Here is a 23,734-nt window from a genome sequence, read left to right on the forward strand (position 1 = left end):
GTGGGCCACCCGGCCTGACGGAGCGGCGGAGAGCGGAGGGCCACCCGTGCGCCCCCCCCCACGCGGCGGGCAGGGGCGGGGAGAGGCGGCCTCGCCGGGGCCCGGGCGACGCGGTCGGCCCGCCGGATGGTCCGGTGCCGCCCGCCCCCCGGCCGGGCCGGGGCCCGACCGGCGGACGATTACTGTCGTGGCCATGCACGACCAGCCCTCCTCCCCCGGTGCCCCCGCCGCTCCCCAGCTCTTCACCTGGGAGTTCGCGACCGATCCGTACCCCGCCTACGCCTGGCTGCGCGAGCACGCCCCCGTGCACCGGGCCCGGCTCCCCAGCGGGGTCGAGGCATGGCTGGTGACGCGCTACGCCGACGCGCGGCAGGCGCTCGCCGACCAGCGGCTGTCCAAGAACCCCGCGCACCACGCCGAGTCCGCGCACGCCAAGGGCAAGACCGGGATCCCCGGGGAGCGCAAGGCCGAGCTGATGACCCATCTGCTCAACATCGACCCGCCGGACCACACCCGGCTGCGGCGGCTGGTGTCGAAGGCGTTCACCCCGCGGCGGGTCGCCGAGTTCGCGCCCCGCGTGCAGGAGCTCACGGACCGGCTCATCGACCGGTTCGCCCGGGAGGGGAGCGCCGACCTCATCCACGAGTTCGCCTTCCCGCTCCCCATCTACGCCATCTGCGACCTGCTCGGCGTCCCTCCCGAGGACCAGGACGACTTCCGGGACTGGGCCGGCATGATGATCCGGCACGGCGGCGGTCCCCGCGGCGGGGTGGCCCGGTCGGTGAAGAAGATGCGCGGCTACCTCGCGGAGCTGATCCACCGCAAGCGGCTCGACCCGGGGGACGACCTGATCTCGGGCCTCATCAGGGCGTCCGACCACGGTGAGCACCTCACCGAGAACGAGGCCGCGGCGATGGCGTTCATCCTGCTCTTCGCCGGCTTCGAGACCACCGTCAATCTGGTCGGGAACGGCGTGTACGCCCTGCTGCGGAACCCCGGTCAGCGGGAGCGCCTCCAGGCGTCGCTGGCGGCGGGGGAGCGAGGGCTCCTGGAGACCGGCGTCGAGGAGCTGCTGCGCTACGACGGGCCGGTCGAACTGGCCACGTGGCGGTACGCGACGGAGCCGCTGACCATCGGCGGCCGGGAGATCCCGGCGGGCGACCCGGTCCTCGTCGTGCTCGCCGCCGCCGACCGCGATCCGGCGCGGTTCGACGCGCCCGACACCCTCGACCTCTCCCGGCGCGACAACCAGCATCTGGGGTACGGACACGGCATCCACTACTGCATCGGCGCCCCGCTCGCCCGGCTCGAAGGACAGATCGCCCTCGCCACGCTGCTGACCCGGCTGCCGGACCTCCGGCTCGCCGTCGATCCGGCGGATCTGCGGTGGCGCGGAGGTCTCATCATGCGTGGATTGCGCACGCTTCCGGTGGAGTTCACCCCATCTGGCACCTGACGCATCGTCAAAACTGTGACTTTTACGTGATCTCCGCTGCATCGACTTGTGACTGACGTTCGAATGCCGCTACGTTCACCGCAGTCTCAGCCGTCACGCGAAAGGCACCTCGCATGCGCTCCGGAAACGGACGTCACCGCAGACCCCGCCAGGCCCCCGCCATAGTCGTCGCCGCAGGTGTGACCGGATCGGCCCTCGCGCTGCCGTTGCTCGGCGCGGGTTCCGCCTCGGCCGCCGATGTCGCCACCTGGGACCGGGTGGCCGAGTGCGAATCGGGTGGCCTGTGGAGTGCCAACTTCGGCAACGGCCTCTACGGAGGACTCCAGTTCACCCAGGAGACCTGGGAGCGGCACGGCGGTCTCGCCTACGCCTCCAGCGCGGACCTCGCCAGCCGCGCGCAGCAGATCACGGTGGCCGAGCGGGCGTTCGCCGCGGGCGGCACGGAGTGGGCCACCTGCGCCCCCATCGCCGGCCTGACGAACGACGGCACCGTCCCCGACGTCGACCCGGGACCGCCGGTCACGCCGGAGGAGCCCACGGGCCCGGCCGCGGAGTCGAACCGCACCGCCGGCATCCCGGCCGGCCCCTCCGCGCCGGAGACCTTCCCCAGCGCTCCCGCGACCTCCCCGGCCGCGCCTTCGGCTCCCGCCTCCACCGCGCCCTCGTCGCCGGACGCCTCGGCGACCACCGGCGCGCCGGGCACCGGTGCCACGCCCGGGACCTCCACCGCGCCCTCCGCCCCGGTCGCCCCCGGCACCGGCAAGCACCGCGGAGGCGCCGCCCCAGAGACGGGCAATGCGGACAACACCCTCGAAACCGGTACAGACGCGGGCCGTGAGAGCGGTCGTCACGCTTCGCCGGCCGACGGGGCCGCCGGTGTCGACGGGACTGACGGGTCGACAAAGAGCGCGACACCCGGCGCGGGTGGGAACAACACGGACACTTCCGGCACCGCGGACGAATACACCGTGCAGCCGGGGGACAATCTGACCGAGATCGCCCAGGAGAACGAGCTGCCCGGCGGCTGGACCGCTCTCTATGACGCCAACCGCCGGACGGTGGGCGCCGATCCGGACCTCATCCTGCCTGGTCAGAGCCTCGACCTGTCGCCCGAAACGGTCCCCGCCCAGGGGTAGTTAGGGGCCCTATGTCCGGTTCTGTGTAAGTGAGACATGGGTCTCTTTGCCCGAACTGGCCCGCCACGTCCGCAAACTCTGCTCCTGTCGCTTCTCACCTGCGTAAACGCCCCTCGCCCAGGGGTGCGTAGGGGCGATTTCTCCCCTATGGACGTCTTTGAACTTCGTGGGGGTCTGTGTTTACGGTCGACACCGCTCGCCACCGCGGGCCCCGTCGACCGAAAACGCCGAATCCTGCCGTCGGCCGATGGGAACAGTCGTCGCGCAAGCGCCGTAGGCAGGAGCGGGGGACCCAGGTAAGTGCCGGTCCCGGCCGTCGAGACAGACGGCCGGAACGGCTTGGGGTGGAGCCGCGTGCTGGTCACGCGGCCGGACAACTCACTTGGTCCGAACCCGACAGCTCACCTCGCAGGCGTCGGTGAGGAGAACTTCATGCTGCTTTCGAGCAAGGGCAAGCACCGTCGCGCTTCCAAGGCCACCCGCGCCGTCGCGCTCGCCGGCATCGCCGGCGTCGCCGTGGCCGCCCCGCTGATGACCGCCGGGTCCGCCTCCGCGGCCACCGCCTCCGAGTGGGACACCGTCGCCCAGTGCGAGTCGGGCGGCAACTGGTCCATCAACACCGGCAACGGCTACTACGGCGGCCTGCAGTTCTCGGCCTCCACCTGGGCCGCCTACGGCGGCACCGCCTACGCCGCGACCGCCGACCAGGCCTCCAAGTCGCAGCAGATAGAGATCGCCGAGAAGGTCCTGGCGGGCCAGGGCAAGGGTGCCTGGCCGAGCTGCGGCGTGGGCCTCTCCGGCGCCTCGTACGACGGCGGCTCCGCCGAGGAGAGCGCCCCCGCGCCGGAGCGTCAGGCCGAGCAGCCGACGACCCGCAGCGAGAAGCGCACCGCGCCGAAGGCCGCGGAGCCCAAGAAGGCCGAGTCCAAGAAGACCGTCACCACCCCGACCGGCAAGAAGGTCGAGAAGGGCGACGGCGAGTACAAGGTCAAGGCCCACGACACCCTGAGCACCATCGCCGCCGCCCACGACGTCAAGGGCGGCTGGGCGAAGCTCTTCGAGCTCAACAAGGACATCGTCGACGACGCCGACCTGATCTACCCGGGCCAGCAGCTCCACCTGAAGTGAGCCCGGCGGCCCGTGTGAGTCCGGCGGCTTCCACGGGCCCCACGACCCTCCCGCGGTGACCACCCCGGTCCGGCGCGCCCTTCCCCCGTGCGCGTCGGGCCGGGGTTCCGCGCGTCACGGGCACGCCGTCGGCCCGCCCGGCCCGCACCCGGGAGCCCATCCGGCGGCCCGGCCTCGTTACTGTCCAGTAGTTCTGGGTTCGTCCGTCCCCATATGCATGCCCTTGGGTCCTTTTTCGTCCCAGCGGGCGGGCGCCCGGCGGGCTGGAGCCCCGGAGCCGGTTAGGCTCTTGCCGCAAGGCCAAAGCGACCCTGCACCGCATGCGTCACATCTAGCGTCACATCCCAGAAGGAGATGCTCGTGCCGTCCATCGACGTCGTCGTAGCCCGGGAAATCCTGGACTCCCGAGGCAACCCCACGGTCGAGGTCGAGGTCGGCCTCGACGACGGCAGCACCGGCCGTGCTGCCGTTCCGTCCGGTGCCTCCACCGGTGCGTTCGAGGCCCTCGAGCTTCGCGACGGGGACCCGAACCGCTACCAGGGCAAGGGTGTCGAGAAGGCCGTCCTCGCCGTCATCGAGCAGATCGGCCCGGAACTCGTCGGCTACGACGCCACCGAGCAGCGCCTGATCGACCAGGCGATGTTCGACCTGGACGCCACCCCGGACAAGTCCTCGCTCGGCGCCAACGCCATCCTCGGCGTCTCCCTCGCCGTCGCGCACGCCGCCTCCGAGGCGTCCGACCTCCCGCTGTTCCGCTACCTCGGCGGCCCGAACGCGCACCTGCTGCCCGTTCCGATGATGAACATCCTGAACGGCGGGTCGCACGCCGACTCCAACGTGGACATCCAGGAGTTCATGATCGCCCCGATCGGCGCGGAGTCCTTCTCCGAGGCGCTGCGCTGGGGCACGGAGGTCTACCACACCCTCAAGTCCGTCCTGAAGACCAAGGGCCTCTCCACGGGCCTGGGCGACGAGGGCGGCTTCGCCCCGAACCTCGACTCCAACCGCGCCGCGCTCGACCTCATCCTCGAGGCCATCAAGCAGGCCGGCTACGTCCCGGGCAAGGACATCGCGCTCGCGCTCGACTGCGCCGCATCCGAGTTCTACAAGGACGGCTCGTACGAGTTCGAGGGCAAGTCCCGCTCGGCCGCCGAGATGACCGAGTACTACGAGGAGCTCGTCGCCTCCTACCCGCTGGTCTCCATCGAGGACCCGCTGTTCGAGGACGACTGGGCCGGCTGGAAGGTCATCACCGAGAAGCTGGGCGCCAAGGTCCAGCTCGTCGGTGACGACCTGTTCGTCACCAACCCCGAGCGCCTGGCCCGTGGCATCGAGGAGGCGTCCGCGAACGCCCTCCTGGTGAAGGTCAACCAGATCGGTTCGCTGACCGAGACCCTGGACGCCGTCGAGCTGGCCCAGCGCAACGGCTTCAAGTGCATGATGTCCCACCGCTCCGGCGAGACCGAGGACGTCACCATCGCCGACCTCGCCGTCGCCACCAACTGCGGCCAGATCAAGACCGGCGCCCCGGCCCGCTCCGAGCGCGTCGCCAAGTACAACCAGCTCCTGCGCATCGAGGAGATCCTCGACGACGCCGCGGTCTACGCCGGCCGCAGCGCGTTCCCCCGCTTCAAGGGCTGAACGACCCCCCGCAGGTAGCTTCCGTACGTCCCCGCACCCGGTCCCGTACCGTGTGCGGGGACGTACGCGTGTGAGGGACGGACAGGGGAGGCGACACGACATGGCCGCGAAGGACCGGGACCGCTTCTCGACCGCGACCCGGATCAGACTCCTCGGGGAGCAGACCGCCGCCCGTGTCTACCGCTCCCAGACGCGCCGTCAGGCCCGCCGCTCACGGCTCACCGGCCGCGCGGCCTTCCTCGCCCTGATCGTCTGCTCGCTGGTCGTGGCGCTCGCCTATCCCATGCGCCAGTACGTCTCCCAGCGGGGCGAGATCGCCGAGCAGGAGCGCCAGGCCGCCGAGGCGGCCGCCCGGGTCGAGGAGCTGCGGGACGAGAAGGCGCGGCTCCAGGACCCGGCGTACGTCCGCCGTCTCGCCCGGGAGCACCTGCACTACGTCCTTCCCGGCGAGACCGGCTTCACCGCGAACGACCCCGAAGCGGAGCGCGCCCGCCGCGCCGAGCAGGGCGCGGCCGACCGCCCGTGGTACTCCAACCTCTGGGACGGCGTCGACCGCGCCGACGCGCCCCGCGGGGACGCGGGCGCGAGATGATGGTGCGACGGCACACGCGTCGCACCCGCACCGAGCCTCACGTACCGCGTCGCGCACCACGTACCCCCCAGGGGGGACGCGCGCCGCGGACCGTGGAGCGCACGCGCACCGCACCGCGGACCGCGCCGCCCACCTCACCGCCCACCGACGAGAAGACAGACGCAGGCATGGAAACGCCCCCTCCGCAGACCGCACGCACCGAGCCCACCGAGGCGGACGTCGCCGCATTCGAGGCGCAGCTCGGCCGGCCGCCCCGCGGGCTGCGCGCCATCGCGCACCGCTGCCCGTGCGGCAACCCGGACGTCGTCGAGACCGCGCCGCGGCTCCCGGACGGCACCCCGTTCCCCACCACGTACTACCTGACCTGTCCCCGCGCCGCCTCCGCCATCGGCACCCTTGAGGCGAACGGGGTCATGAAGGAGATGCAGGCCCGCCTCGGCACCGATCCGGAACTGGCCGCCGCCTACCGGGCCGCGCACGAGGACTACATCGCCCGCCGTGACGCCATCGACGTCCTGGAGGGCTTCCCGAGCGCCGGCGGCATGCCGGACCGGGTGAAGTGCCTGCACGTCCTCGTCGGCCACTCGCTGGCCGCCGGCCCCGGGGTCAACCCGCTCGGCGACGAGGCGATCGCCATGCTGCCGGAGTGGTGGGCCAAGGGCCCCTGCGTCACCCCCTGCGAGGAGAAGGAGGGGACGGCATGACCGGCACGACCCGGGTCGCGGCCGTCGACTGCGGGACGAACTCCATCCGCCTCCTCGTCGCCGACGTGCACCCCGAGACCGGTGAGCTGACTGAGCTCGACCGGCGGATGACGATCGTCCGGCTCGGCCAGGACGTCGACAGGACGGGGCGGCTCGCCCCCGAGGCGCTGGAGCGCACCTTCGCCGCCTGCCGTGAGTACGCCGCCGTGATCGAGGAGCTGGGCGCGCACAAGCTCCGCTTCGTGGCCACCTCCGCCTCGCGGGACGCGGAGAACCGCGACGAGTTCGTCGCCGGCGTGGCCGGGATCCTGGGCGTCGAGCCCGAGGTGATCAGCGGCGACCAGGAGGCGGAGTTCTCCTTCACGGGCGCGACGGCCGAGCTGCCCGGCGCGGACCGCTACCTGGTGGTGGACATCGGCGGCGGCTCCACCGAGTTCGTCGTGGGCGACCGCCATGTCGAGGCGGCCCGGTCCGTGGACATCGGCTGCGTACGCCTGACGGAGCGGCACGTGCGCAGCGATCCGCCGGCACCCGCCGAGATCGAGGCGGTCCGCGCCGACGTCCGGGCCGCGCTCGACCTGGCCGCGCGGACGGTCCCGATCACCGAGGCCGGCACCCTCGTCGGGCTCGCCGGATCGGTGACGACCGTCGCCGCCATCGCGCTCGGCCTCCCGGAGTACGACTCCACCGCGATCCACCACTCCCGGATCTCCCGCGAGCAGGTCGCCGAGGTCACCCGGCGGCTGCTCGAGGCCACGCACGACGAGCGGGCGGCGATCCCGGTCATCCACCCCGGGCGGGTCGACGTCATCGTCGCGGGGGCCCTGGTGCTGCTGGAGATCATGGAGCGCACGGGGGCCCGCGAGGTCGTCGTCAGCGAGCACGACATCCTCGACGGAATCGCCCTGTCCGTGGCATAACGGACACCCGGCGGCGGCCTCGGTGAGGGGCCGTCGAGAAAGTTCGTGAAGTTCTTCACAAGGAAAAGCGCCCCGAGGGGGGCCAAGAGGGGTCTTGAGGGCCTCCGGGGCCCCTGCCGGGGCGCTTTCGTAGGTGCGGAGCCCCGTTCGCACTCTGTTTCCATCGTGTGAACGCACCACGTGGTTCAGGGTTAACGACAGCTCTCCAGGCCAGTTCAACGGGGGTGAACAACGTGCGCCGTAACGCCCTGGTTCCTTTGCTGCATCATGACCTCGGTCACGTGGGCGGCGGAGTGTAGCAGAGGTGCCCGAAGTGCTTGTGAAGGGGCGCACGAGCGACCCCCCTCGGAGGGGTGGATACTCGATGGCATGAGCACCACGGAGCGTCCCAGGATCCTCGTAGTAGGCGGTGGGTACGTAGGCCTGTACGCAGCTCGACGCATTCTCAAGAAGATGCGTTACGGCGAGGCGACCGTCACGGTCGTCGACCCGCGCTCGTACATGACGTACCAGCCCTTCCTCCCCGAAGCCGCCGCAGGCAGCATCTCGCCGAGGCACGTCGTCGTCCCCCTGCGGCGCGTCGTGCGCGGAGCCGAGGTGCTCACCGGCCGCGTCACCACCATCGATCAGGACCGCAAGGTCGCCACGGTCGCGCCGCTCGTCGGCGAGGCCTACGAGCTGCCCTTCGACTACCTGGTCATCGCGATGGGCGCGGTCTCCCGCACCTTCCCGATCCCCGGCCTGGCCGAGCAGGGCATCGGCATGAAGGGCGTGGAGGAGGCCATCGGCCTCCGCAACCACGTCCTGGAGCAGCTGGACAAGGCCGACTCGACGACGGACGAGGACGTCCGCCGCAAGGCGCTGACCTTCGTCTTCGTGGGCGGCGGCTTCGCCGGCGCGGAGACCATCGGCGAGGTCGAGGACATGGCCCGCGACGCGGCGAAGTACTACACCAACGTGAAGCGCGAGGACATGCGCTTCATCCTGGTCGACGCCGCCGACAAGATCCTTCCCGAGGTCGGCCCGGAGCTGGGCCGCTGGGGCAAGGAGCACCTGGAGAGCCGCGGTGTCGAGATCTACCTCTCGACGTCGATGGACTCCTGCGTCGACGGCCACGTCGTGCTGAAGAACGGCCTCGAGGTCGACTCCAGCACGATCGTCTGGACCGCCGGTGTGAAGCCGAACCCGGCGCTCGCCCGCTTCGGTCTCCCGCTCGGCCCCCGCGGCCACGTGGACACCTCCGAGAAGCTCCAGGTGCAGGGCACCGACTACATCTGGGCCGCGGGCGACAACGCCCAGGTCCCGGACGTGGCCTCCCGCAAGGCCGGCGTCGAGAACGCCTGGTGCCCGCCGAACGCCCAGCACGCGCTGCGCCAGGCGAAGGTCCTCGGCGACAACGTGGTCTCCGGCATGCGGGGCTTCCCGCAGAAGACGTACGAGCACTCCAACAAGGGTGCGGTGGCGGGTCTCGGCCTCCACAAGGGCGTCGCGATGATCGTCATGGGCAAGATGAAGATCAAGCTCAAGGGCCGTCTCGCCTGGTACATGCACCGTGGCTACCACGGCATGGCCGTCCCGACCTGGAACCGCAAGATCCGCGTCTTCGCCGACTGGACCCTCGCGATGTTCCTGAAGCGCGAGGTCGTCTCCCTCGGTGCGATGGAGACGCCGCGCGAGGAGTTCTACGAGGCGGCCAAGCCGGCTCCGGCGCCCGCCGCCGTCGCCCCGGCGAGCCAGGAGAAGGCCAAGGCCTCCTAGCCCGCCGCCCCGCCTCGCCGCCCGCCGGCGAGACCCCGGGGAGCCGTGGCACACGCAGTACACGCAGTACCTCGCATGACCCGTAAGGGCCGTCCGCCATCCGTGGTGCGGGCGGCCCTTCGCGTGTTTTACCGAGTCGTTGTGCCACGGCGGGACTGGTTTCGCCTACGGACGGTGTTTACGTGGTGACGAACATTTCTGGGGCACGACATCACGGAGGTGTGCACCATGGCCGACGCCGCATTGCGGCTGACCACTCTCGCCGAGGAACTGCTGGGGGTCCCGCTCCCGGTGCGCCTGCGGGCCTGGGACGGCAGCGAAGCCGGGCCCGCCGGCGGCCCCGTCCTGATCGTCCGCGAGCGCCGCGCCCTGCGCAGGCTGCTCTGGAAGCCCGGCGAACTGGGTCTGGCCCGCGCCTGGGTGGCCGGTGAGATCGACGTCGAGGGGGACCTGTACGACGTCCTGGACCGGCTCGCCGAGTTCATCTGGGAACGCCCCGAGGAGACCCGCGGTGCCCTGGAGGCCGTACGCGACCCGAAGCTCCGCGCGGCCGCCGGCGCCCTGCTGAGGCTGGCGGGGCCGTTCCCGCCGCCGGCCCCGCCCGCCGAGGAGGTCCGCCGGCGCAGTGGCGCCCTGCACACCAGACGCCGTGACAGACAGGCGATCAGTCACCACTACGACGTGGGCAACGACTTCTACGAGCTGGTGCTCGGGCCGTCGATGGTCTACTCCTGCGCCTACTGGACCGAGGGCGGCACCCTGGAGGAGGCCCAGCGCGACAAGCTGGACCTCATCGCCCGCAAGCTCGACCTGAAGGAGGGCGACCGGCTCCTGGACGTCGGCTGCGGCTGGGGCTCCATGGCCATCCACGCCGCCCGCGAGTACGGCGCCCGGGTCGTCGGCATCACCCTCTCCCGCGAGCAGGCCGTCCACGCCCGCAAGCGCATCGCGGAGGAGGGCCTCGCGGACCGGATCGAGATCCGGGTGCAGGACTACCGCGACGTCAAGGACGGGCCGTACGACGCCATCTCCTCGATCGGCATGGCCGAGCACGTCGGCGAGGTGCGCTACCGCGGATACGCCGACACCCTGTACGCGCTCCTGAGACCGGGCGGACGGCTGCTCAACCACCAGATCTCCCGCCGTCCCGCCCCGGACGAGGACGCCTACGAGATCGACGAGTTCATCGACGCGTACGTCTTCCCCGACGGGGAGCTGGCGCCGATGGGCCGCACCCTCGCGACCCTGGAGGACGCCGGCTTCGAGGTGCGGGACGTGGAAGCCATCCGCGAGCACTACGCCCTGACGCTGCGTCGCTGGGTGGCCAATCTCGAGAGCCGGTGGGCCGAGGCCGTACGGATGGTCTCACCTGGCCGGGCAAGGGTGTGGCGGCTGTACATGGCGGCCTCGGCGGTCTCCTTCGAGCGCAACCGGATCGGCGTCAACCAGTTCCTCGCCGTGAAGACGCCGGAGGGAGGGACGTCCGGCGTGGCCCTGCGGCCGCGGGTGTGGAACGAGTCACTCCAGCGTTGATACGTTCGGGACCTCGGGCCCGGGAAAGGGGTGCCGGTGCGAACCGGCACCCCTTTCCTCCGGGTCTGAATTGTCATGCCTATGCCGCATGCTCCGGTATGCCGCATAGGCGTCGTCCAGGTTCGAGGGGGAACCCACCGTGCACCGCCCGACCCGTCTGCTGCTCACCCTGGCCGCCACCGCCGGACTCCTGGCCACCGCGGCCCTGCCGGGCAACGCCGCCTCGCCGTCCGCCGCCCCGGCGGCCACGGCCGCCGTCACCGCCGCCGAGGCCGTGACCACCACCGCCACCTTCAACGACCCGGCCGGTGACAGCGCCGCGCAGAGCCGCATCCGCGACCACATCATCGGGCTGATCGACCAGGCCCCGGCCGGCTCCGCCATCACCGCCGGCCTCTACACCTTCACCGAGGACCGGGTCACCGACGCCCTCTTCGCCGCCAAGACCCGCGGCGTCGACGTCAAGGTGATCCTTGACCACACCTCCGTCACCATGGACGGCGGCGAGTACAGCCGTCTCGCCGAGCGCCTCGGCACCGACCGCACCCAGGGCTCCTGGGTGTTCGCCTGCCCGGCGGGCCGCGGCTGCATCGGCACCCGCAAGCTGCCCAACGACAGCGACGGCGCCATCAACCACAACAAGTTCTTCCTCTTCTCCTCCACCGGCGGAGCGAGCGACGTCGTGGTGCAGACCTCGGCCAACATGACCAACCTCCAGCGCACCGACCTCTTCAACAACGCCGTCACCATCGTCGACAGCGGCCTCTACGCGATCTACCGCGCCTACTGGGCCGACCTGCTCGCCTACGGCACCTCCTCCACGGGTCTGAGCCACTACTACAAGACCCCGGAGAGCGGCCCGTACAAGGCGTACTTCTTCCCCCGCAAGGAAGCCGCCGGCACCACCTTCGACAACGACGCCTCCACTGACACGATCAAGCTGATCCTGGACAACGTCGGCTGTGCCGGCGGCACCCAGGTGCGCATGGCGGCCAACCTCTTCACCCGTGACGAGGTCGCCGCCAAGCTCGTCGCCCTGAAGAACGCCGGCTGCTCGGTGACCCTCGCCCACGACGGCGCGGCCGGCTCCATGAGCCAGGGCGTCGAGGACGTCGTCTCGGGCAAGCTCACCAAGCGGGTCGAGTGCCAGGAGGACCGGGGGGCCGGCGTCGCCAAGGTCGGGCTGCACTCCAAGTACCTGCTCGTGGAGGGCACGTACAACGGCACGTCCGGCCGCAAGCTGGTCTTCACCGGCAGCCACAACTACACCTACCCGGCGCTGCGGGCCAACGACGAGACGCTCCTGAAGATCGACGACGCGACGCTGTACGGCCAGTTCAAGGCCGACCACGACCGTCTGATGAGCTACTGCGAAGGAAGCTGACGGGCCGGCCGGGCACGGACCCGGCCACCGGTACGGCGAAGGGCCGGACACCCCCGCGGGTGTCCGGCCCTTCGCCGTCTCCGTGTCCCGGCCGCTACTCGGCCTTGATGGCGTTCAGCATGTTCAGCTTCGCCGCGCTGCGGGCCGGCCAGAGGGAGGCCAGCACGCCCACCAGCCCGGCGAGGAGAAGGAAGACGCCGATCCGGTCCCAGGGCAGCACCAGGGCGTAGCCCGGCAGGCTCGCCCGCAGGGTCTCGCCGACGGCCCAGCCGAGGAACGCGCCGAGCCCGATGCCGACCACCGCGCCGAACAGCGAGATGACCACGGCCTCCAGACGGACCATCCGCTTCACCCGGCGCCGGTCGAGCCCGACGGCCCGCAGCATGCCGATCTCCTGCTGCCGCTCGAACACCGACATGGCGAGGGTGTTCACCACACCGAGCACCGCGATGATCAGGGCCATCGCCAGCAGGCCGTACATGATGTTCAGCATCATGTTGATGACGCCGCCGAACGAGTCGCGGATGTCCTTCTGGTCCATCACCGTGATGGCCGGGTTGTCGCCCAGCGCCTGGACGAGCGCCTTCTCCGCGGCCGCCGACTCGCCTCCGTCCATCTCCACGAAGATCTGCGGGATGTACGGCTTGGGGTCGTGGGCGTTCAGGATCCTCGCGTCGACGAGGACCGGGGAGACGAACTCGCTGTCCTCGAAGACCGCGCCGACGGTCAGCGAGCCCTTCTTCTTGTCGAAGTACTCCACCGGGAGGGCGGCGCCGACCTTCCAGCCCCGCTTCGTCGCCGTCTTCTCGGCGACGGCGATCCTGCCGTCCTTCAGGGAGGCGAGCGAGCCCTCGGTGACGCGCAGGTTGAGGACCTTCTCGACGTCACCGGGGGTGACACCGGAGACCGAGCTGAAGTCGCCCTTGATCTCGAGGTACCCGGCCTGCTGCGGCGAGACCGCCGCCACGCCCGGAGCCTTCCTCAGCGCGTCCAGGGCCGCCTGGCTCAGGCTGTCACCGCTGGCCATGCTGACCATGTAGTCGGCCTTGATCTGGTCGGTGGTCATCTTGTCCAGCGCGGCGCCGACCGTGACACCGAGCACGGACAGGCCGGTCACCAGGGTGAGACCGATGGCCAGCGCGGAGGCGGTGGCGCCGGTACGGCGCGGGTTGCGGACCGCGTTCTGGCCGGCCAGCTTGCCCGCGACGCCGAAGGCGTTCAGGAGCGGCCGGGCGAGGGCGATGACCGGACGGGACAGCAGCGGGATCAGCACGATCACACCGATGAGGGCGAGGAAGGCGCCGCCGCCGATCAGCATCCGGCCCTCGTCGCCGCCCTTCCCCGCTCCCGCGATGATGGAGGCGGCCCCGAGGGCGGTGATCGCCGCACCGAGGGAGTTGCGCACGACCAGCGACTTGGTGGTGGCCACCGCGTGGACGCTGCTCATCGCCGCCACCGGCGGGATCTTCGCCGCGCGACGGCCCGGCAGCCAGGCCGCCAGCATCGTGATCAGCACGCCGACGGCGAGCGCCGAGATCAGCGGCGTCGAGCCGATGACCACCTCGCCGGCCGGCACCTTCATGCCGAAGGCCGCCATGCCCGAGCGCAGGCCGATCGCGAGCAGTACACCGAGGCCGAAGCCGACGACGGAGGCGACCAGACCGACCAGGCCGGCCTCGGCCAGCACCGAGCGGGTGATCTGCCTGCGCGAGGCGCCGACCGCGCGCATCAGGGCCAGCTCCTTCGTGCGCTGGGCGACCAGCATCGTGAACGTGTTGGAGATCAGGAAGACGCCGACGAACAGCGCGATGGCGGCGAAGCCGAGCAGCATCTGGTTCAGCGCGCCCAGACCGGCCTCGATGTCCTTGGCCTGCTCGTCGGCCAGCGCCTGCCCGGTCTGGGCCTCGCCGGCCCCGCCGACCACCGGCTCGACCGCGGCGAGGATCCTCGCGGCGTCGGAGCCCGGCTCGGCGGCGACGGCGATGTCCTGGAAGAAGCCCGGCTCGACGTACAGCCTCTGCGCCACGGCGGTGTCGAACAGGACCAGGCTGCCGCCCGCGCTCACGGCGCCGTCCTCGGTCGTGAAGACACCGGAGAGGGTGTACTCCTCGACCGGCCCGTTGGTGGCGACCCGGACGGTGTCACCGACCTGGTAGCCGCCCTTGTCGGCGGTGTCCTTGTCGAGGGCGATCTGGTCGTCCCGCTCCGGCCCCGCGCCGGCGGTGAACCGGTACGAGGGGTCCTCGCCGTCCTTGCCGGGGGCGAAGTTGGTCCCCTTGTTGGACCAGCCGACGCCGATCAGCTTGCCGTCCTTGTCCGGCACACCGGCGAAGCCGCCGACCCGGCCGGTCGCCTCGGCGACGCCGTCGAGGCGCTCGATCTTGCGCCGTACGTCCTCGGAGAGTCCCGGAGTCCTGTTCGGGTCGTCGGCGTCCGGCCGCGCGGTCACGGCGACGGCCACGTTGTCGTAGCTCTTGGCCGACTGGTTGCGGAAGGCCTGGGAGAGGGTGTCGGTGAAGACCAGGGTGCCGGAGACGAAGGCCACGCCGAGCATCACGGCGAGCACGGTCATCAGCAGCCTGGCCTTGTGCGCGAGCACGTTGCGCAAGGCGGTACGGAGCATGGGTGTGTCCTGAAGTGGGGCCGGCGGGTGCCTGCGGCGGCCGGGCGGAGGAGAAGTCGGGCCCGGTCCGAAGGGGTCCGGGACGGAGCCCCGTGAGACGGGGCGGGGCGGCGCGGCCGACTCAGCTGGTGCGGCCCTTGGCGTCGAACGCCTTCATGCGGTCGAGCACGCCGTCCGCCGTCGGGCTGAGCATCTCGTCGACGATCCGGCCGTCCGCGAGGAAGATCACCCGGTCCGCGTAGGAGGCGGCCACCGGGTCGTGGGTCACCATGACGACCGTCTGGCCCAGTTCCCGTACGGAATTGCGCAGGAAGCCCAGCACCTCCGCCCCGGAGCGGGAGTCCAGGTTTCCGGTCGGCTCGTCACCGAAGATGATCTCGGGGCGGGAGGCCAGCGCGCGGGCCACGGCGACGCGCTGCTGCTGGCCGCCGGAGAGCTGCGCGGGGCGGTGGCTCAGCCGGCCCGAGAGGCCGATCATGTCGATGACCCGCTCCACCCACTGCTTGTCGGGCTTGCGGCCCGCGATGTCCATCGGCAGCGTGATGTTCTCCAGCGCCGTCAGGGTCGGCAGCAGGTTGAACGCCTGGAAGATGAAGCCGATCTTGTCCCGGCGCAGCTGCGTGAGCTGCTTGTCCTTCAGGCTCCCGAGCTCCGTCTCGCCGAGCCGGACCGAGCCGGAGCTGAAGGAGTCCAGACCGGCGACGCAGTGCATCAGGGTCGACTTGCCGGACCCGGAGGGTCCCATGATCGCGGTGAACTCTCCCTGCCGGAAGTCGACGGTGACCCGGTCCAGGGCGACCACCTGCGTCTCGCCCTGTCCGTAGACCTTGGAGAGCTCCGTGGCGCGGGCGGCCACCGCGGTGGCGCGGGGCACGGTGGAGGTGGTTGTCACGAGGGTGACTCCTGTCGGGACGGTGCGTTCGGGAACCACTCCATCGTGTCGAGCGTTACGGCCCCGGACGTCCGTCCACATGCCCGTTCCGGGGGCAGCCTGGAGTCGGACCGGGTGGGCCGCCCCTCCTCCTGAGGTATGACGGCGCCCCTGAGAGGCCGTCCCGCGCCCCTTCGCCCCGGTACCCCGTGGGGGAATGCGTCACCGGGCGGCGACTTTCCGTCATTCCCGAGTGTGCGCCTTTGCGCCTGCGAGCCCCGTCACACTTCGTCAGATAGGCCCTCACCTGCACTGACGCACCCTCAGGCGTCAATAAAATAAGACAACATCGGGCTGCCGTTCCGCTGAACGAGGGACGCGTCCCGATAGGCTCATGTGCCAACGCGGAGCCGCCCGCCATGCCCGGATGGTGGAATGCAGACACGGCGAGCTTAAACCTCGCTGGCCTTCGGGCCGTACCGGTTCGAGTCCGGTTCCGGGCACAGCTCCCCCGTCTCCCGTCCGGTGGCGACCGACGGGTTCCTTAACGATCCTGGAAAGATCCTCCCCGAGCACTAGGGAGATTCTTTTGCTTCCGCATTACTCTTGACGCAAGGCCGCGCAGTGCGGCCATGGAGGAGTGAGATGAGGAGCAGCAACCCGGTCTTCTCGCGACGGGGGTTCAGCCGCGACAACGGCTACGCCGGCTTCAACGCGCAGCAGCCGCAGGCCGGGGGCCCCGCCGTCGGAACGAACCCGTACGCCGAGGGCGCGACGAACCCGTACGCGACGAACCCCTACGCGACCGACCCCCACACCCCGGGCGCCCAGCTCGGTGCCCCGCCGCAGGCCCGCGGCGACGTGATGACGATCGACGACGTCGTGAGCCGTACGGCCATGACGCTCGGCACGGTCGTGCTGACGGCCGTCCTGTCGTGGGTGCTCCTGCCCGTCGACTCGGCGAACATCGGCAAGTCCTACGGCATCGCCATCGGCGCCGCCCTGGTGGCCTTCGTCCTGGCGATGGTGCAGTCCTTCAAGCGCAAGGCCTCGCCGGCCCTGATCCTGGCGTACGCCGCCTTCGAGGGCGTCTTCCTCGGTGTGATCTCCAGCGCCGTCTCCACCTACATCTCCCCGGGTGTGGTGGTCCAGGCGGTCCTGGGCACGATGGCGGTCTTCGCCGGTGTCCTGATCGCCTACAAGATGCGCTGGATCCGTGTCACCCGCCGTTTCTACGGCTTCGTGATCGCGGCCGCCATCGGCTTCATGCTGCTGATGATGGTGAACCTCCTGTTCGCCGTCTTCGGCGGCGGAGACGGCCTGGGCTTCCGCAGCGGCGGCCTCGGCATCCTCTTCGGTGTCATCGGCATCATCCTCGGCGCCTGCTTCCTCGCCCTCGACTTCAAGCAGGTCGAGGACGGCGTGACGTACGGCGCTCCGCGCGAGGAGTCCTGGCTGGCGGCCTTCGGCCTCACCATGACCCTGGTGTGGATCTACCTCGAGATGCTGCGCGTGCTGTCGATCCTCCAGGGCGACGACTGACGCGCCTGCGGGTGCCCGGCACCCGCGTGGTCGTCCGACCGCGCCGGTGACCGTGTGACCGTGTGACGAAGGGCCCGTCCGGCTTCCGCCGGACGGGCCCTTCGTCTTCCGTTTCCCCGCCTCTGCGGGAGGGGGTCAGAGCAGTCTGCGGGCCGCTCGGCGGAGGTCGTACTCGTGGATGATCGCCTTCGCGTGGCTGTACGCGAGGTCGTGTTCGCCCCGGAGCCAGCTGACCTTCTCCTCGAAACGGACGAGGGAGGGGCCTTCCTCTACGGCGCGAAGCCAGTCGGACACTTCACGACCGGTGCAATGCGGGATGCGGGCGAGCAGATTTCGGTGGGTCTCTTCGGAGAAGACGTGGGACATCGGCGCCTCCGGACGCGTGTTGCCGTGTGCTCCTTCCCGCCACCGTGCCCGAGCGGCGGCCCGTTGGCAACAGTCCCCGGAGGGCGCGTAGGGTCGCGGAGTGCTTGATACGAGTGAACTGACCGCCGCCGTCGAGCGCTTCGCCGACCGTCTGCGGGCCGCCCCGCAGAGCCGCCTCCAGCGCGGCGCCGCCGCCGAGGGACTGGCGCTGGCCAGGGATTTGGCGCTCAGGGCCCAGCGGATCGAGGAGCCGGGGACCACCGGGCGGATCATGCCGGACGCGGGGGTCTTCACCGTCGCCGACCAACTCGTGGTCGCCGGAAACGATCTGGCGGAGATTCTGCGAACGGCCCCGGAGGGCACCCGCGAGGGGGACCTGAGCGAGGCCGTGGAGGTCGTACGAGAGGCGACGGGGCGGGCGGGGCTGTAGTCGTGAGGTCCCGTCCTGTGAGGGGGGCTGTACCCGTCCCGCGAGGCGGGCGGGGCTGTAGTCGTGAGGTCCCGTCCCGTGAGGGGGGCTGTACCCGTCCCGCGAGGCGGGCGGGGCTGAAGTCGTGAGGTCCCGTCCCGCGAGGCTGGGCCAGTCCCGTCGCGCGAGGCGAGCGGGGCCGTCATCGTGCAGTCGCGTCCCGCGGGGCGGGGGCCCGGCGCGCGGTGCGCGCGGCCCCGCCGGGGTGCCGGGGCCGACGGGCCCCGGGCGGTCAGAGCGAGGCGATGACGCGGTCCGCCAGGATGTAGACGTTCTCGTCCGCCTCGTCGCCGCAGGAGAACGTCAGGGCGTACGCGCCGGAGACGCCCGAGCCGCCCAGCAGGACGGGCGAGTGGCCCGCGCGCAGGGCCTCGGCGAGGCGCTCCGCGGTCTCCCGGTGGCCGGGGGTCATGCACAGCGTGGTGCCGTCGGCGAAGACGTAGACGTCGAGCGTGCCGAGCGGGCCCGGGCGCACGTCGGTCAGGGCCGTGCCCGTGTGCGCGAGCTGCTCAAGGCGGGACACCGTGCGCTCGTGGTCGGTGACGACGGGTGTCTGGACCGGCACGAAGTCCGGGTGCGAGGGGTGGCGGCGACGGGCCGCAGCCAGTTCGGGGGAGTCCTCGGTGTACTCGGTGAGCTCCGGGAACTCCTCCAGGACGCTCTCCGGGCCGGCGCCGTCCAGGGCGGCCGCCTCGGCCTCCATCGCCTCCAGGGCCATGGCCTCCAGGCCCGCGAAGTCGCTCTGCCGCGGCACGTAGAAGGGGCTGTCCTCCAGGGAGCCGGGGACGCCGCCGAGCAGGGAGGGCGCGTCGGCCGCGTCACGGGCCTCCTGCGCTGCCCAGAAGGCGCGCGCCTCCGCCAGCTCGCGCTCGCGCTCCTCGGCGAGCGCCTCGGCGACCGCCGCGCGTATCTCGGACGCGGGCGTCTGGCGGGCGTGCGGGACGGACACCCCGTGAGCGGCGGTCAGTTCGCTACGCAGAGCGGTGACCTGCTTACGGAGACCGTGGGCGGCGTGCAGGGCGGCGGCGCCCACGGCCGTGGCGGCGGCCGTGGTCACCAGCAGGGCAAGAGACATGGCGCTCACTGACGTACTCCCGATTCGAGTCGATCCCCCGACTTCCTACCTCAGCTTGTCGTGGGAGTGCGCTCCCTGTCAGTGCATTACGTCACGAAATGGACAGGTATTTGTGCCCGGTGTTTAGTCCCGAAACGGGTGTGACCTGCGGGAACGACTCTCCCCCGGGACGTAGGTCACATCCTGGGGGAGATTCGGTCACGGCTGGGACGCGGGACGGTTGGGACCCCCGCCGGAAGGCCAAGGCAGCGCCGCCGCCGCGCGGAGGGTGGCCGACCCCTCCCCTCCGCTACGGCTCAGCTCAGCCGCTCGATCCTGTGCCTCGCGCTGAGTTTCGCCACCGCTGCGGGCAGGTGCCGCCTTCGTGCCTCAGGCGACCCCTCCCCTCCGCTACGGCTCAGCTCAGCCGCTCGATGACCATGGCCATGCCCTGGCCGCCGCCCACGCACATCGTCTCCAGGCCGAACTGCTTGTCGTGGAACTGGAGGCTGTTGATCAGCGTGCCGGTGATGCGGGCGCCGGTCATGCCGAAGGGGTGGCCGACGGCGATGGCGCCGCCGTTGACGTTCACCTTGTCCAGATCCAGGCCCAGGTCCTGGTAGGACGGGATGACCTGGGCGGCGAAGGCCTCGTTGATCTCGGCCAGGTCGATGTCGCCCACCGTCAGGCCGGCGCGCTTGAGGGCCTGCTTGGAGGCCTCGACCGGGCCGAGGCCCATGATCTCGGGGGACAGGCCCGAGACGCCGGTGGAGACGATCCGCGCGAGCGGCGTCAGGCCCAGCTCACGGGCCTTCGTGTCCGACATGATCACGAGCGCGGCGGCACCGTCGTTGAGCGGGCAGCAGTTGGCCGCGGTGACCAGGCCGTCGGGGCGGAAGACCGGCTTCAGGCCCTGCACGCCCTCCAGCGTGACGCCGGCGCGCGGGCCGTCGTCGGTGGAGACGACGGTGCCGTCCGGAGTCGTCACCGGGGTGATCTCGCGCTCCCAGAAGCCGTTCTTGATGGCCTGCTCGGCCAGGTTCTGGGACCGCACGCCGAACTCGTCCATCTCCTGGCGGCTGATGCCCTTGAGCCGGGCCAGGTTCTCGGCGGTCTGACCCATGGCGATGTACGCGTCGGGGACGACGCCGTCCTCGCGCGGGTCGTGCCAGGTGGAGCCCTCGGAGGCGGCGACGGCCGCCGTACGGGCCTCGGCCTCGGCGAAGAACGGGTTGTGCGTGTCCGGCAGCGAGTCGGAGTTGCCCTTCACGAAGCGCGACACCATCTCGACGCCCGCCGAGATGAAGACATCGCCCTCGCCCGCCTTGATGGCGTGCAGCGCCATGCGGGAGGTCTGGAGCGAGGAGGAGCAGTAGCGGGTGATCGTGCAGCCGGGGAGGTGGTCCATCCCCATCTGCACGGCGACGATCCGGCCCAGGTTGTTGCCCTGCTCGCCGCCGGGGAGGCCACAGCCGAGCATCAGGTCGTCGATGTCCCGCGGGTCCAGCTCGGGGACCTTGGCCAGGGCGGCCTGGATGATCGTCGCGGTGATGTCGTCCGGGCGCAGGTCCTTCAGGGAGCCCTTGAAGGCCCGGCCGATGGGGGAGCGGGCGGTCGAGACGATGACGGCTTCGGGCATCACGGCTCCATGAGGGTGGCGGTGGAGATTTCTGTCAGGACTGAAGGGGAAGTTACCCGTACGTACCGCACGGGTCACCGGCCTGGCCGTGTGATGAGGGCCTCTTTTCTAAGCGAGCGCTCAGTCAAGGTGAGGCGTGGGAGGCGTGGCGGAGGGTGTCGGTGGAGGGGGCCCCTGGGGTCCCCGTCGTCCGCCGACCTCCCGCCTGACCTGATCATGGCCGATGTACGTCCTCGGAGGACGGCTCCGGCTCCGGCACGGAGGTCTCCGGCAGCCGCCGCCGACGGCGGTGCTTCAGCAGAGCCCAGGGGGCCCGTGCCCCGGTGACCTCCGTACCGGCTTCCCTGACCGCCTCCGCGGCCGCCTTCGCCACCGGCAGCATGTTCTCGCGACGGTCCGGCTCCAGGCGGTCGGTTTCCGGCCACACCCCCAGCGCCGCGCACAGTGTCGGCAGGACCGCCATCGCCGCCGTCGCGTAGCCCTCCGCCGACGGATGGAAGTTGTCCACCCCGAACATCTCCCGCGGGTTCGCCGCGAACTCCGGCCCGAGCAGGTCGCCGAGCGACACCGTCCGCCCGCCCTGCTCCACCACGACGATCGTCTGCGCCGCCGCCAGCTGCCGCGACACCCGCCGCGCCAGCCAGCGCAAGGGCTGGTAGACCGGCTCGATCGTCCCCAGGTCCGGGCAGGTCCCCACCACGACCTCCGCCCCCGCCGTCCGCAGCCGCCGCACCGCCGCCGCCAGATGCCGCACCGACTCCGTCGGCGGCATCCGGTGCGTCACGTCGTTCGCACCGATCATGATCACGCACACGTCCGGCGGCCCCGTCGCGGCCGACAGCAACAACGACACCTGACGTTCGAGATCGTCCGACCGCGCCCCCGGAAGGGCCACGTTCCTCAGGTCCACCGGACGCTCCGCCACCGCCGCCAGACCCGACGCCAGCAGCGCCCCCGGCGTCTGACCCGACCGGCGGACCCCCTGACCCGCCGCCGTCGAATCACCCAGAAGGGCCATCCGCAAGGGGGAGGAGCCGGGATCCGAGGTCACGAACGAACGCCCGTACAGGCCCTCCGTCGCCGGTGGCAGCGGTGCCACCCCGCCGCCCACCGACCTCTTCGCCAGCTGCACCTCGGCCAGGAGCACCCCCACCGCCGCCACACCGAGCAGCCCGATGCTCCCGCCGCCGTACGCGGCGCCCGCCGCGATCCGCCGTGCCACCCTCGCCCTCGACATAGGGGCAGTCACCTCCTTCAAGCCGTTCAGGGACTAACTGCCCCGTAACCCGCTCCGACTACGCATACGCTGGCCGCACCATTACGGAGACCCCGGAGATTACGGTGCAATTCCACGACTCGATGATCAGCCTCGTCGGCAACACCCCGCTGGTGAAGCTCAACAACGTCACAGCCGGCATTCAGGCGACCGTCCTGGCCAAGGTCGAGTACTTCAACCCCGGCGGATCGGTCAAGGACCGCATCGCGGTCCGCATGATCGAAGCCGCCGAGGAGAGCGGTGCTCTCAAGCCCGGCGGGACGATCGTCGAGCCCACGTCCGGCAACACGGGCGTCGGCCTCGCCATCGTGGCCCAGCAGAAGGGCTACAAGTGCATCTTCGTCTGCCCCGACAAGGTGTCCACTGACAAGATCAACGTGCTGCGGGCCTACGGCGCCGAGGTCGTCGTCTGCCCGACCGCCGTCGACCCCGAGCACCCCGACTCGTACTACAACGTCTCGGACCGGCTCGTACGCGAGACCCCCGGCGCCTGGAAGCCCGACCAGTACTCGAACCCGAACAACCCCCGTTCGCACTACGAGACCACCGGCCCCGAGCTGTGGGAGCAGACGGACGGGAAGATCACCCACTTCGTCGCCGGCATCGGCACCGGCGGCACGATCTCCGGCACCGGCAAGTACCTCAAGGAGGTCAGCGGCGGCGCCGTCCAGGTCGTCGGCGCCGACCCCGAGGGCTCGGTCTACTCCGGCGGCTCCGGCCGGCCGTACCTCGTCGAGGGTGTCGGCGAGGACTTCTGGCCCAGCGCCTACGACCGCGACGGCACCGACCGCATCGTCGCCGTGTCCGACAAGGACTCCTTCCAGATGACCCGCCGCCTCGCCAAGGAGGAGGGCCTCCTCGTCGGCGGCTCCTGCGGCATGGCGGTCGTCGCCGCCCTCGAGGTCGCCCGCGAGCTCGGCCCGGACGACATCGTCGTCGTCATCCTGCCCGACTCCGGCCGCGGCTACCTCTCCAAGATCTTCAACGACGAGTGGATGGCCGACTACGGCTTCCTGGAGGACACCGAGTCCGCCACCGTCGCCGACGTGCTCCGCCACAAGGAGGGCGGCCTGCCCTCCCTCGTCCACATGCACCCCGAGGAGACGGTCGGTCAGGCCATCGAGGTCCTGCGGGAGTACGGCGTCTCCCAGATGCCGATCGTCAAGCCGGGCGCCGGCCACCCCGACGTCATGGCCGCGGAGGTCGTCGGCTCCGTCGTCGAGCGCGAACTCCTCGACGCCCTCTTCACCAAGCGCGCCTCCCTGGAGGACGCCCTGGAGCGCCACATGAGCCCGCCGCTGCCGCAGGTCGGCTCGGGCGAGCCCGTCGCCGACCTCATGTCCGTACTCGGCGCGGCCGACGCGGCGATCGTGCTGGTCGAAGGCAAGCCGACCGGTGTGGTGAGCCGTCAGGACCTGCTCGCCTTCCTCGCCGGCGGAGGAGTCAAGGGCGTCGCCAAGTAGGCCGTAGGCGGGTGCTTCGGGCGTTCGCGAAAACGGTACGAGCGCGACACGCGGCCGCAGCACCCGCTTAACACGCCTCCGGCACATTGGTCGTTGTCGGCGTCAAGGACTACGGAGCGGCTCCCGGACCTCCTCAGCACGCCGCGGACGCGGAGACCGGCCCTGACCCGGGCCCGCGT

The 23,734-nt window shown here is 71.1% G+C and carries 19 protein-coding genes, 1 tRNA gene and 1 riboswitch; of the genes, 14 read left to right on the top strand and 6 right to left on the bottom strand.

From position 1 onward, the window contains the following. The first annotated feature begins 193 nt into the window (after positions 1-193). The 10 genes from AB0K65_RS13130 (at position 194) to AB0K65_RS13175 (ending at position 12,252) form a co-directional block, all read left to right on the top strand. Entirely contained in the window at positions 194-1,456 is a 1,263-nt protein-coding gene (locus AB0K65_RS13130) for a cytochrome P450 (protein ID WP_365715898.1), read from the top strand. 179 nt (positions 1,457-1,635) lie between these two features. After that, entirely contained in the window at positions 1,636-2,592 is a 957-nt protein-coding gene (locus tag AB0K65_RS13135; protein ID WP_365715899.1) for a transglycosylase family protein, read from the top strand. A 215-nt stretch (positions 2,593-2,807) separates the two neighbouring features. Continuing rightward, a riboswitch (cyclic di-AMP (ydaO/yuaA leader) is annotated at positions 2,808-3,022 on the top strand. A gap of 2 nt (positions 3,023-3,024) precedes the next feature. After that, entirely contained in the window at positions 3,025-3,720 is a 696-nt protein-coding gene (locus AB0K65_RS13140) for a transglycosylase family protein (RefSeq protein WP_365715900.1), read from the top strand. A 354-nt stretch (positions 3,721-4,074) separates the two neighbouring features. Next, positions 4,075-5,361 carry a phosphopyruvate hydratase gene (gene eno, locus AB0K65_RS13145; protein ID WP_365715901.1) on the top strand — a complete coding sequence of 429 codons (1,287 nt, stop codon included), beginning with the start codon at positions 4,075-4,077 and terminating at the stop codon, positions 5,359-5,361. A 100-nt stretch (positions 5,362-5,461) separates the two neighbouring features. Next, positions 5,462-5,953, top strand: a complete 492-nt coding sequence (locus AB0K65_RS13150) for a septum formation initiator family protein (protein ID WP_365715902.1) — start codon at positions 5,462-5,464, stop codon at positions 5,951-5,953. A gap of 167 nt (positions 5,954-6,120) precedes the next feature. Continuing rightward, entirely contained in the window at positions 6,121-6,657 is a 537-nt protein-coding gene (locus AB0K65_RS13155; RefSeq protein WP_365715903.1) for a DUF501 domain-containing protein, read from the top strand. After that, a complete protein-coding gene (locus AB0K65_RS13160; RefSeq protein ID WP_365715904.1) occupies positions 6,654-7,577 on the top strand; it encodes a Ppx/GppA phosphatase family protein in 924 nt (307 codons plus the stop codon). The genes AB0K65_RS13155 and AB0K65_RS13160 overlap by 4 nt, the downstream gene beginning before the upstream one ends. A 369-nt stretch (positions 7,578-7,946) precedes the next feature. After that, on the top strand, positions 7,947-9,335 hold the full coding sequence (locus tag AB0K65_RS13165) for an NAD(P)/FAD-dependent oxidoreductase (RefSeq protein WP_365715905.1): 1,389 nt from the start codon (positions 7,947-7,949) through the stop codon (positions 9,333-9,335). A gap of 228 nt (positions 9,336-9,563) precedes the next feature. Beyond that, positions 9,564-10,868: a cyclopropane-fatty-acyl-phospholipid synthase family protein gene (locus AB0K65_RS13170; RefSeq protein WP_365715906.1), complete on the top strand. Its 1,305-nt coding sequence runs from the start codon at positions 9,564-9,566 to the stop codon at positions 10,866-10,868. Between the two features lie 139 nt (positions 10,869-11,007). Next, on the top strand, positions 11,008-12,252 hold the full coding sequence (locus tag AB0K65_RS13175; RefSeq protein ID WP_365715907.1) for a phospholipase D-like domain-containing protein: 1,245 nt from the start codon (positions 11,008-11,010) through the stop codon (positions 12,250-12,252). A 94-nt stretch (positions 12,253-12,346) separates the two neighbouring features. Here the strand turns inward: AB0K65_RS13175 and AB0K65_RS13180 are convergent, their stop codons facing one another. Both AB0K65_RS13180 and AB0K65_RS13185 read right to left on the bottom strand, forming a co-directional pair. Beyond that, the gene (locus AB0K65_RS13180) at positions 12,347-14,875 is read right to left on the bottom strand and encodes an FtsX-like permease family protein (protein ID WP_365715908.1); all 2,529 of its coding nucleotides are present in this window, start codon (positions 14,873-14,875) and stop codon (positions 12,347-12,349) included. Between the two features lie 121 nt (positions 14,876-14,996). Beyond that, a complete protein-coding gene (locus AB0K65_RS13185) occupies positions 14,997-15,767 on the bottom strand; it encodes an ABC transporter ATP-binding protein (protein ID WP_365715909.1) in 771 nt (256 codons plus the stop codon). Between the two features lie 400 nt (positions 15,768-16,167). On the opposite strand from AB0K65_RS13185, the gene AB0K65_RS13190 reads away from it, so the two are divergent. Continuing rightward, positions 16,168-16,249: transfer RNA gene (locus tag AB0K65_RS13190), tRNA-Leu, on the top strand. A gap of 142 nt (positions 16,250-16,391) precedes the next feature. Further along, complete coding sequence (locus tag AB0K65_RS13195; protein WP_365715910.1) at positions 16,392-17,288, top strand: Bax inhibitor-1/YccA family protein; 897 nt, start codon at positions 16,392-16,394, stop codon at positions 17,286-17,288. 135 nt (positions 17,289-17,423) lie between these two features. Here the strand turns inward: AB0K65_RS13195 and AB0K65_RS13200 are convergent, their stop codons facing one another. Beyond that, positions 17,424-17,654: a DUF4287 domain-containing protein gene (locus tag AB0K65_RS13200; RefSeq protein ID WP_365715911.1), complete on the bottom strand. Its 231-nt coding sequence runs from the start codon at positions 17,652-17,654 to the stop codon at positions 17,424-17,426. 100 nt (positions 17,655-17,754) lie between these two features. Here AB0K65_RS13200 and AB0K65_RS13205 point away from each other — a divergent pair, with 100 nt between their 5' ends. After that, a complete protein-coding gene (locus AB0K65_RS13205) occupies positions 17,755-18,084 on the top strand; it encodes a hypothetical protein (protein WP_365715912.1) in 330 nt (109 codons plus the stop codon). 271 nt (positions 18,085-18,355) lie between these two features. Here AB0K65_RS13205 and AB0K65_RS13210 read toward each other — a convergent pair whose 3' ends face one another. The 3 genes from AB0K65_RS13210 to AB0K65_RS13220 form a co-directional block, all read right to left on the bottom strand. Continuing rightward, on the bottom strand, positions 18,356-19,198 hold the full coding sequence (locus AB0K65_RS13210) for a hypothetical protein (RefSeq protein ID WP_365715913.1): 843 nt from the start codon (positions 19,196-19,198) through the stop codon (positions 18,356-18,358). Positions 19,199-19,595: 397 nt separating this feature from the next. Next, complete coding sequence (locus AB0K65_RS13215; RefSeq protein WP_365715914.1) at positions 19,596-20,816, bottom strand: acetyl-CoA C-acetyltransferase; 1,221 nt, start codon at positions 20,814-20,816, stop codon at positions 19,596-19,598. Between the two features lie 214 nt (positions 20,817-21,030). Continuing rightward, the gene (locus AB0K65_RS13220) at positions 21,031-22,038 is read right to left on the bottom strand and encodes an SGNH/GDSL hydrolase family protein (protein ID WP_365715960.1); all 1,008 of its coding nucleotides are present in this window, start codon (positions 22,036-22,038) and stop codon (positions 21,031-21,033) included. A 119-nt stretch (positions 22,039-22,157) separates the two neighbouring features. On the opposite strand from AB0K65_RS13220, the gene AB0K65_RS13225 reads away from it, so the two are divergent. After that, entirely contained in the window at positions 22,158-23,555 is a 1,398-nt protein-coding gene (locus AB0K65_RS13225; RefSeq protein WP_365715915.1) for a cystathionine beta-synthase, read from the top strand. The last annotated feature ends 179 nt before the right edge of the window (positions 23,556-23,734 follow it).

The organism is Streptomyces sp. NPDC053755, assembly GCF_040677675.1.
Taxonomy (GTDB): domain Bacteria; phylum Actinomycetota; class Actinomycetes; order Streptomycetales; family Streptomycetaceae; genus Streptomyces.

Excerpts from the sequence above, each read along its gene's own strand:
- AB0K65_RS13130 (WP_365715898.1), top strand. The coding sequence starts at position 194 with ATGCACGACCAGCCCTCCTCCCCCGGTGCCCCCGCCGCTCCCCAGCTC.
- AB0K65_RS13140 (WP_365715900.1), top strand. The coding sequence starts at position 3,025 with ATGCTGCTTTCGAGCAAGGGCAAGCACCGTCGCGCTTCCAAGGCCACC.
- eno (WP_365715901.1), top strand. The coding sequence starts at position 4,075 with ATGCTCGTGCCGTCCATCGACGTCGTCGTAGCCCGGGAAATCCTGGAC.
- AB0K65_RS13150 (WP_365715902.1), top strand. The coding sequence starts at position 5,462 with ATGGCCGCGAAGGACCGGGACCGCTTCTCGACCGCGACCCGGATCAGA.
- AB0K65_RS13155 (WP_365715903.1), top strand. The coding sequence starts at position 6,121 with ATGGAAACGCCCCCTCCGCAGACCGCACGCACCGAGCCCACCGAGGCG.
- AB0K65_RS13160 (WP_365715904.1), top strand. The coding sequence starts at position 6,654 with ATGACCGGCACGACCCGGGTCGCGGCCGTCGACTGCGGGACGAACTCC.
- AB0K65_RS13165 (WP_365715905.1), top strand. The coding sequence starts at position 7,947 with ATGAGCACCACGGAGCGTCCCAGGATCCTCGTAGTAGGCGGTGGGTAC.
- AB0K65_RS13170 (WP_365715906.1), top strand. The coding sequence starts at position 9,564 with ATGGCCGACGCCGCATTGCGGCTGACCACTCTCGCCGAGGAACTGCTG.
- AB0K65_RS13180 (WP_365715908.1), bottom strand. The coding sequence starts at position 14,875 with ATGCTCCGTACCGCCTTGCGCAACGTGCTCGCGCACAAGGCCAGGCTG.
- AB0K65_RS13195 (WP_365715910.1), top strand. The coding sequence starts at position 16,392 with ATGAGGAGCAGCAACCCGGTCTTCTCGCGACGGGGGTTCAGCCGCGAC.
- AB0K65_RS13200 (WP_365715911.1), bottom strand. The coding sequence starts at position 17,654 with ATGTCCCACGTCTTCTCCGAAGAGACCCACCGAAATCTGCTCGCCCGC.
- AB0K65_RS13210 (WP_365715913.1), bottom strand. The coding sequence starts at position 19,198 with ATGTCTCTTGCCCTGCTGGTGACCACGGCCGCCGCCACGGCCGTGGGC.
- AB0K65_RS13215 (WP_365715914.1), bottom strand. The coding sequence starts at position 20,816 with ATGCCCGAAGCCGTCATCGTCTCGACCGCCCGCTCCCCCATCGGCCGG.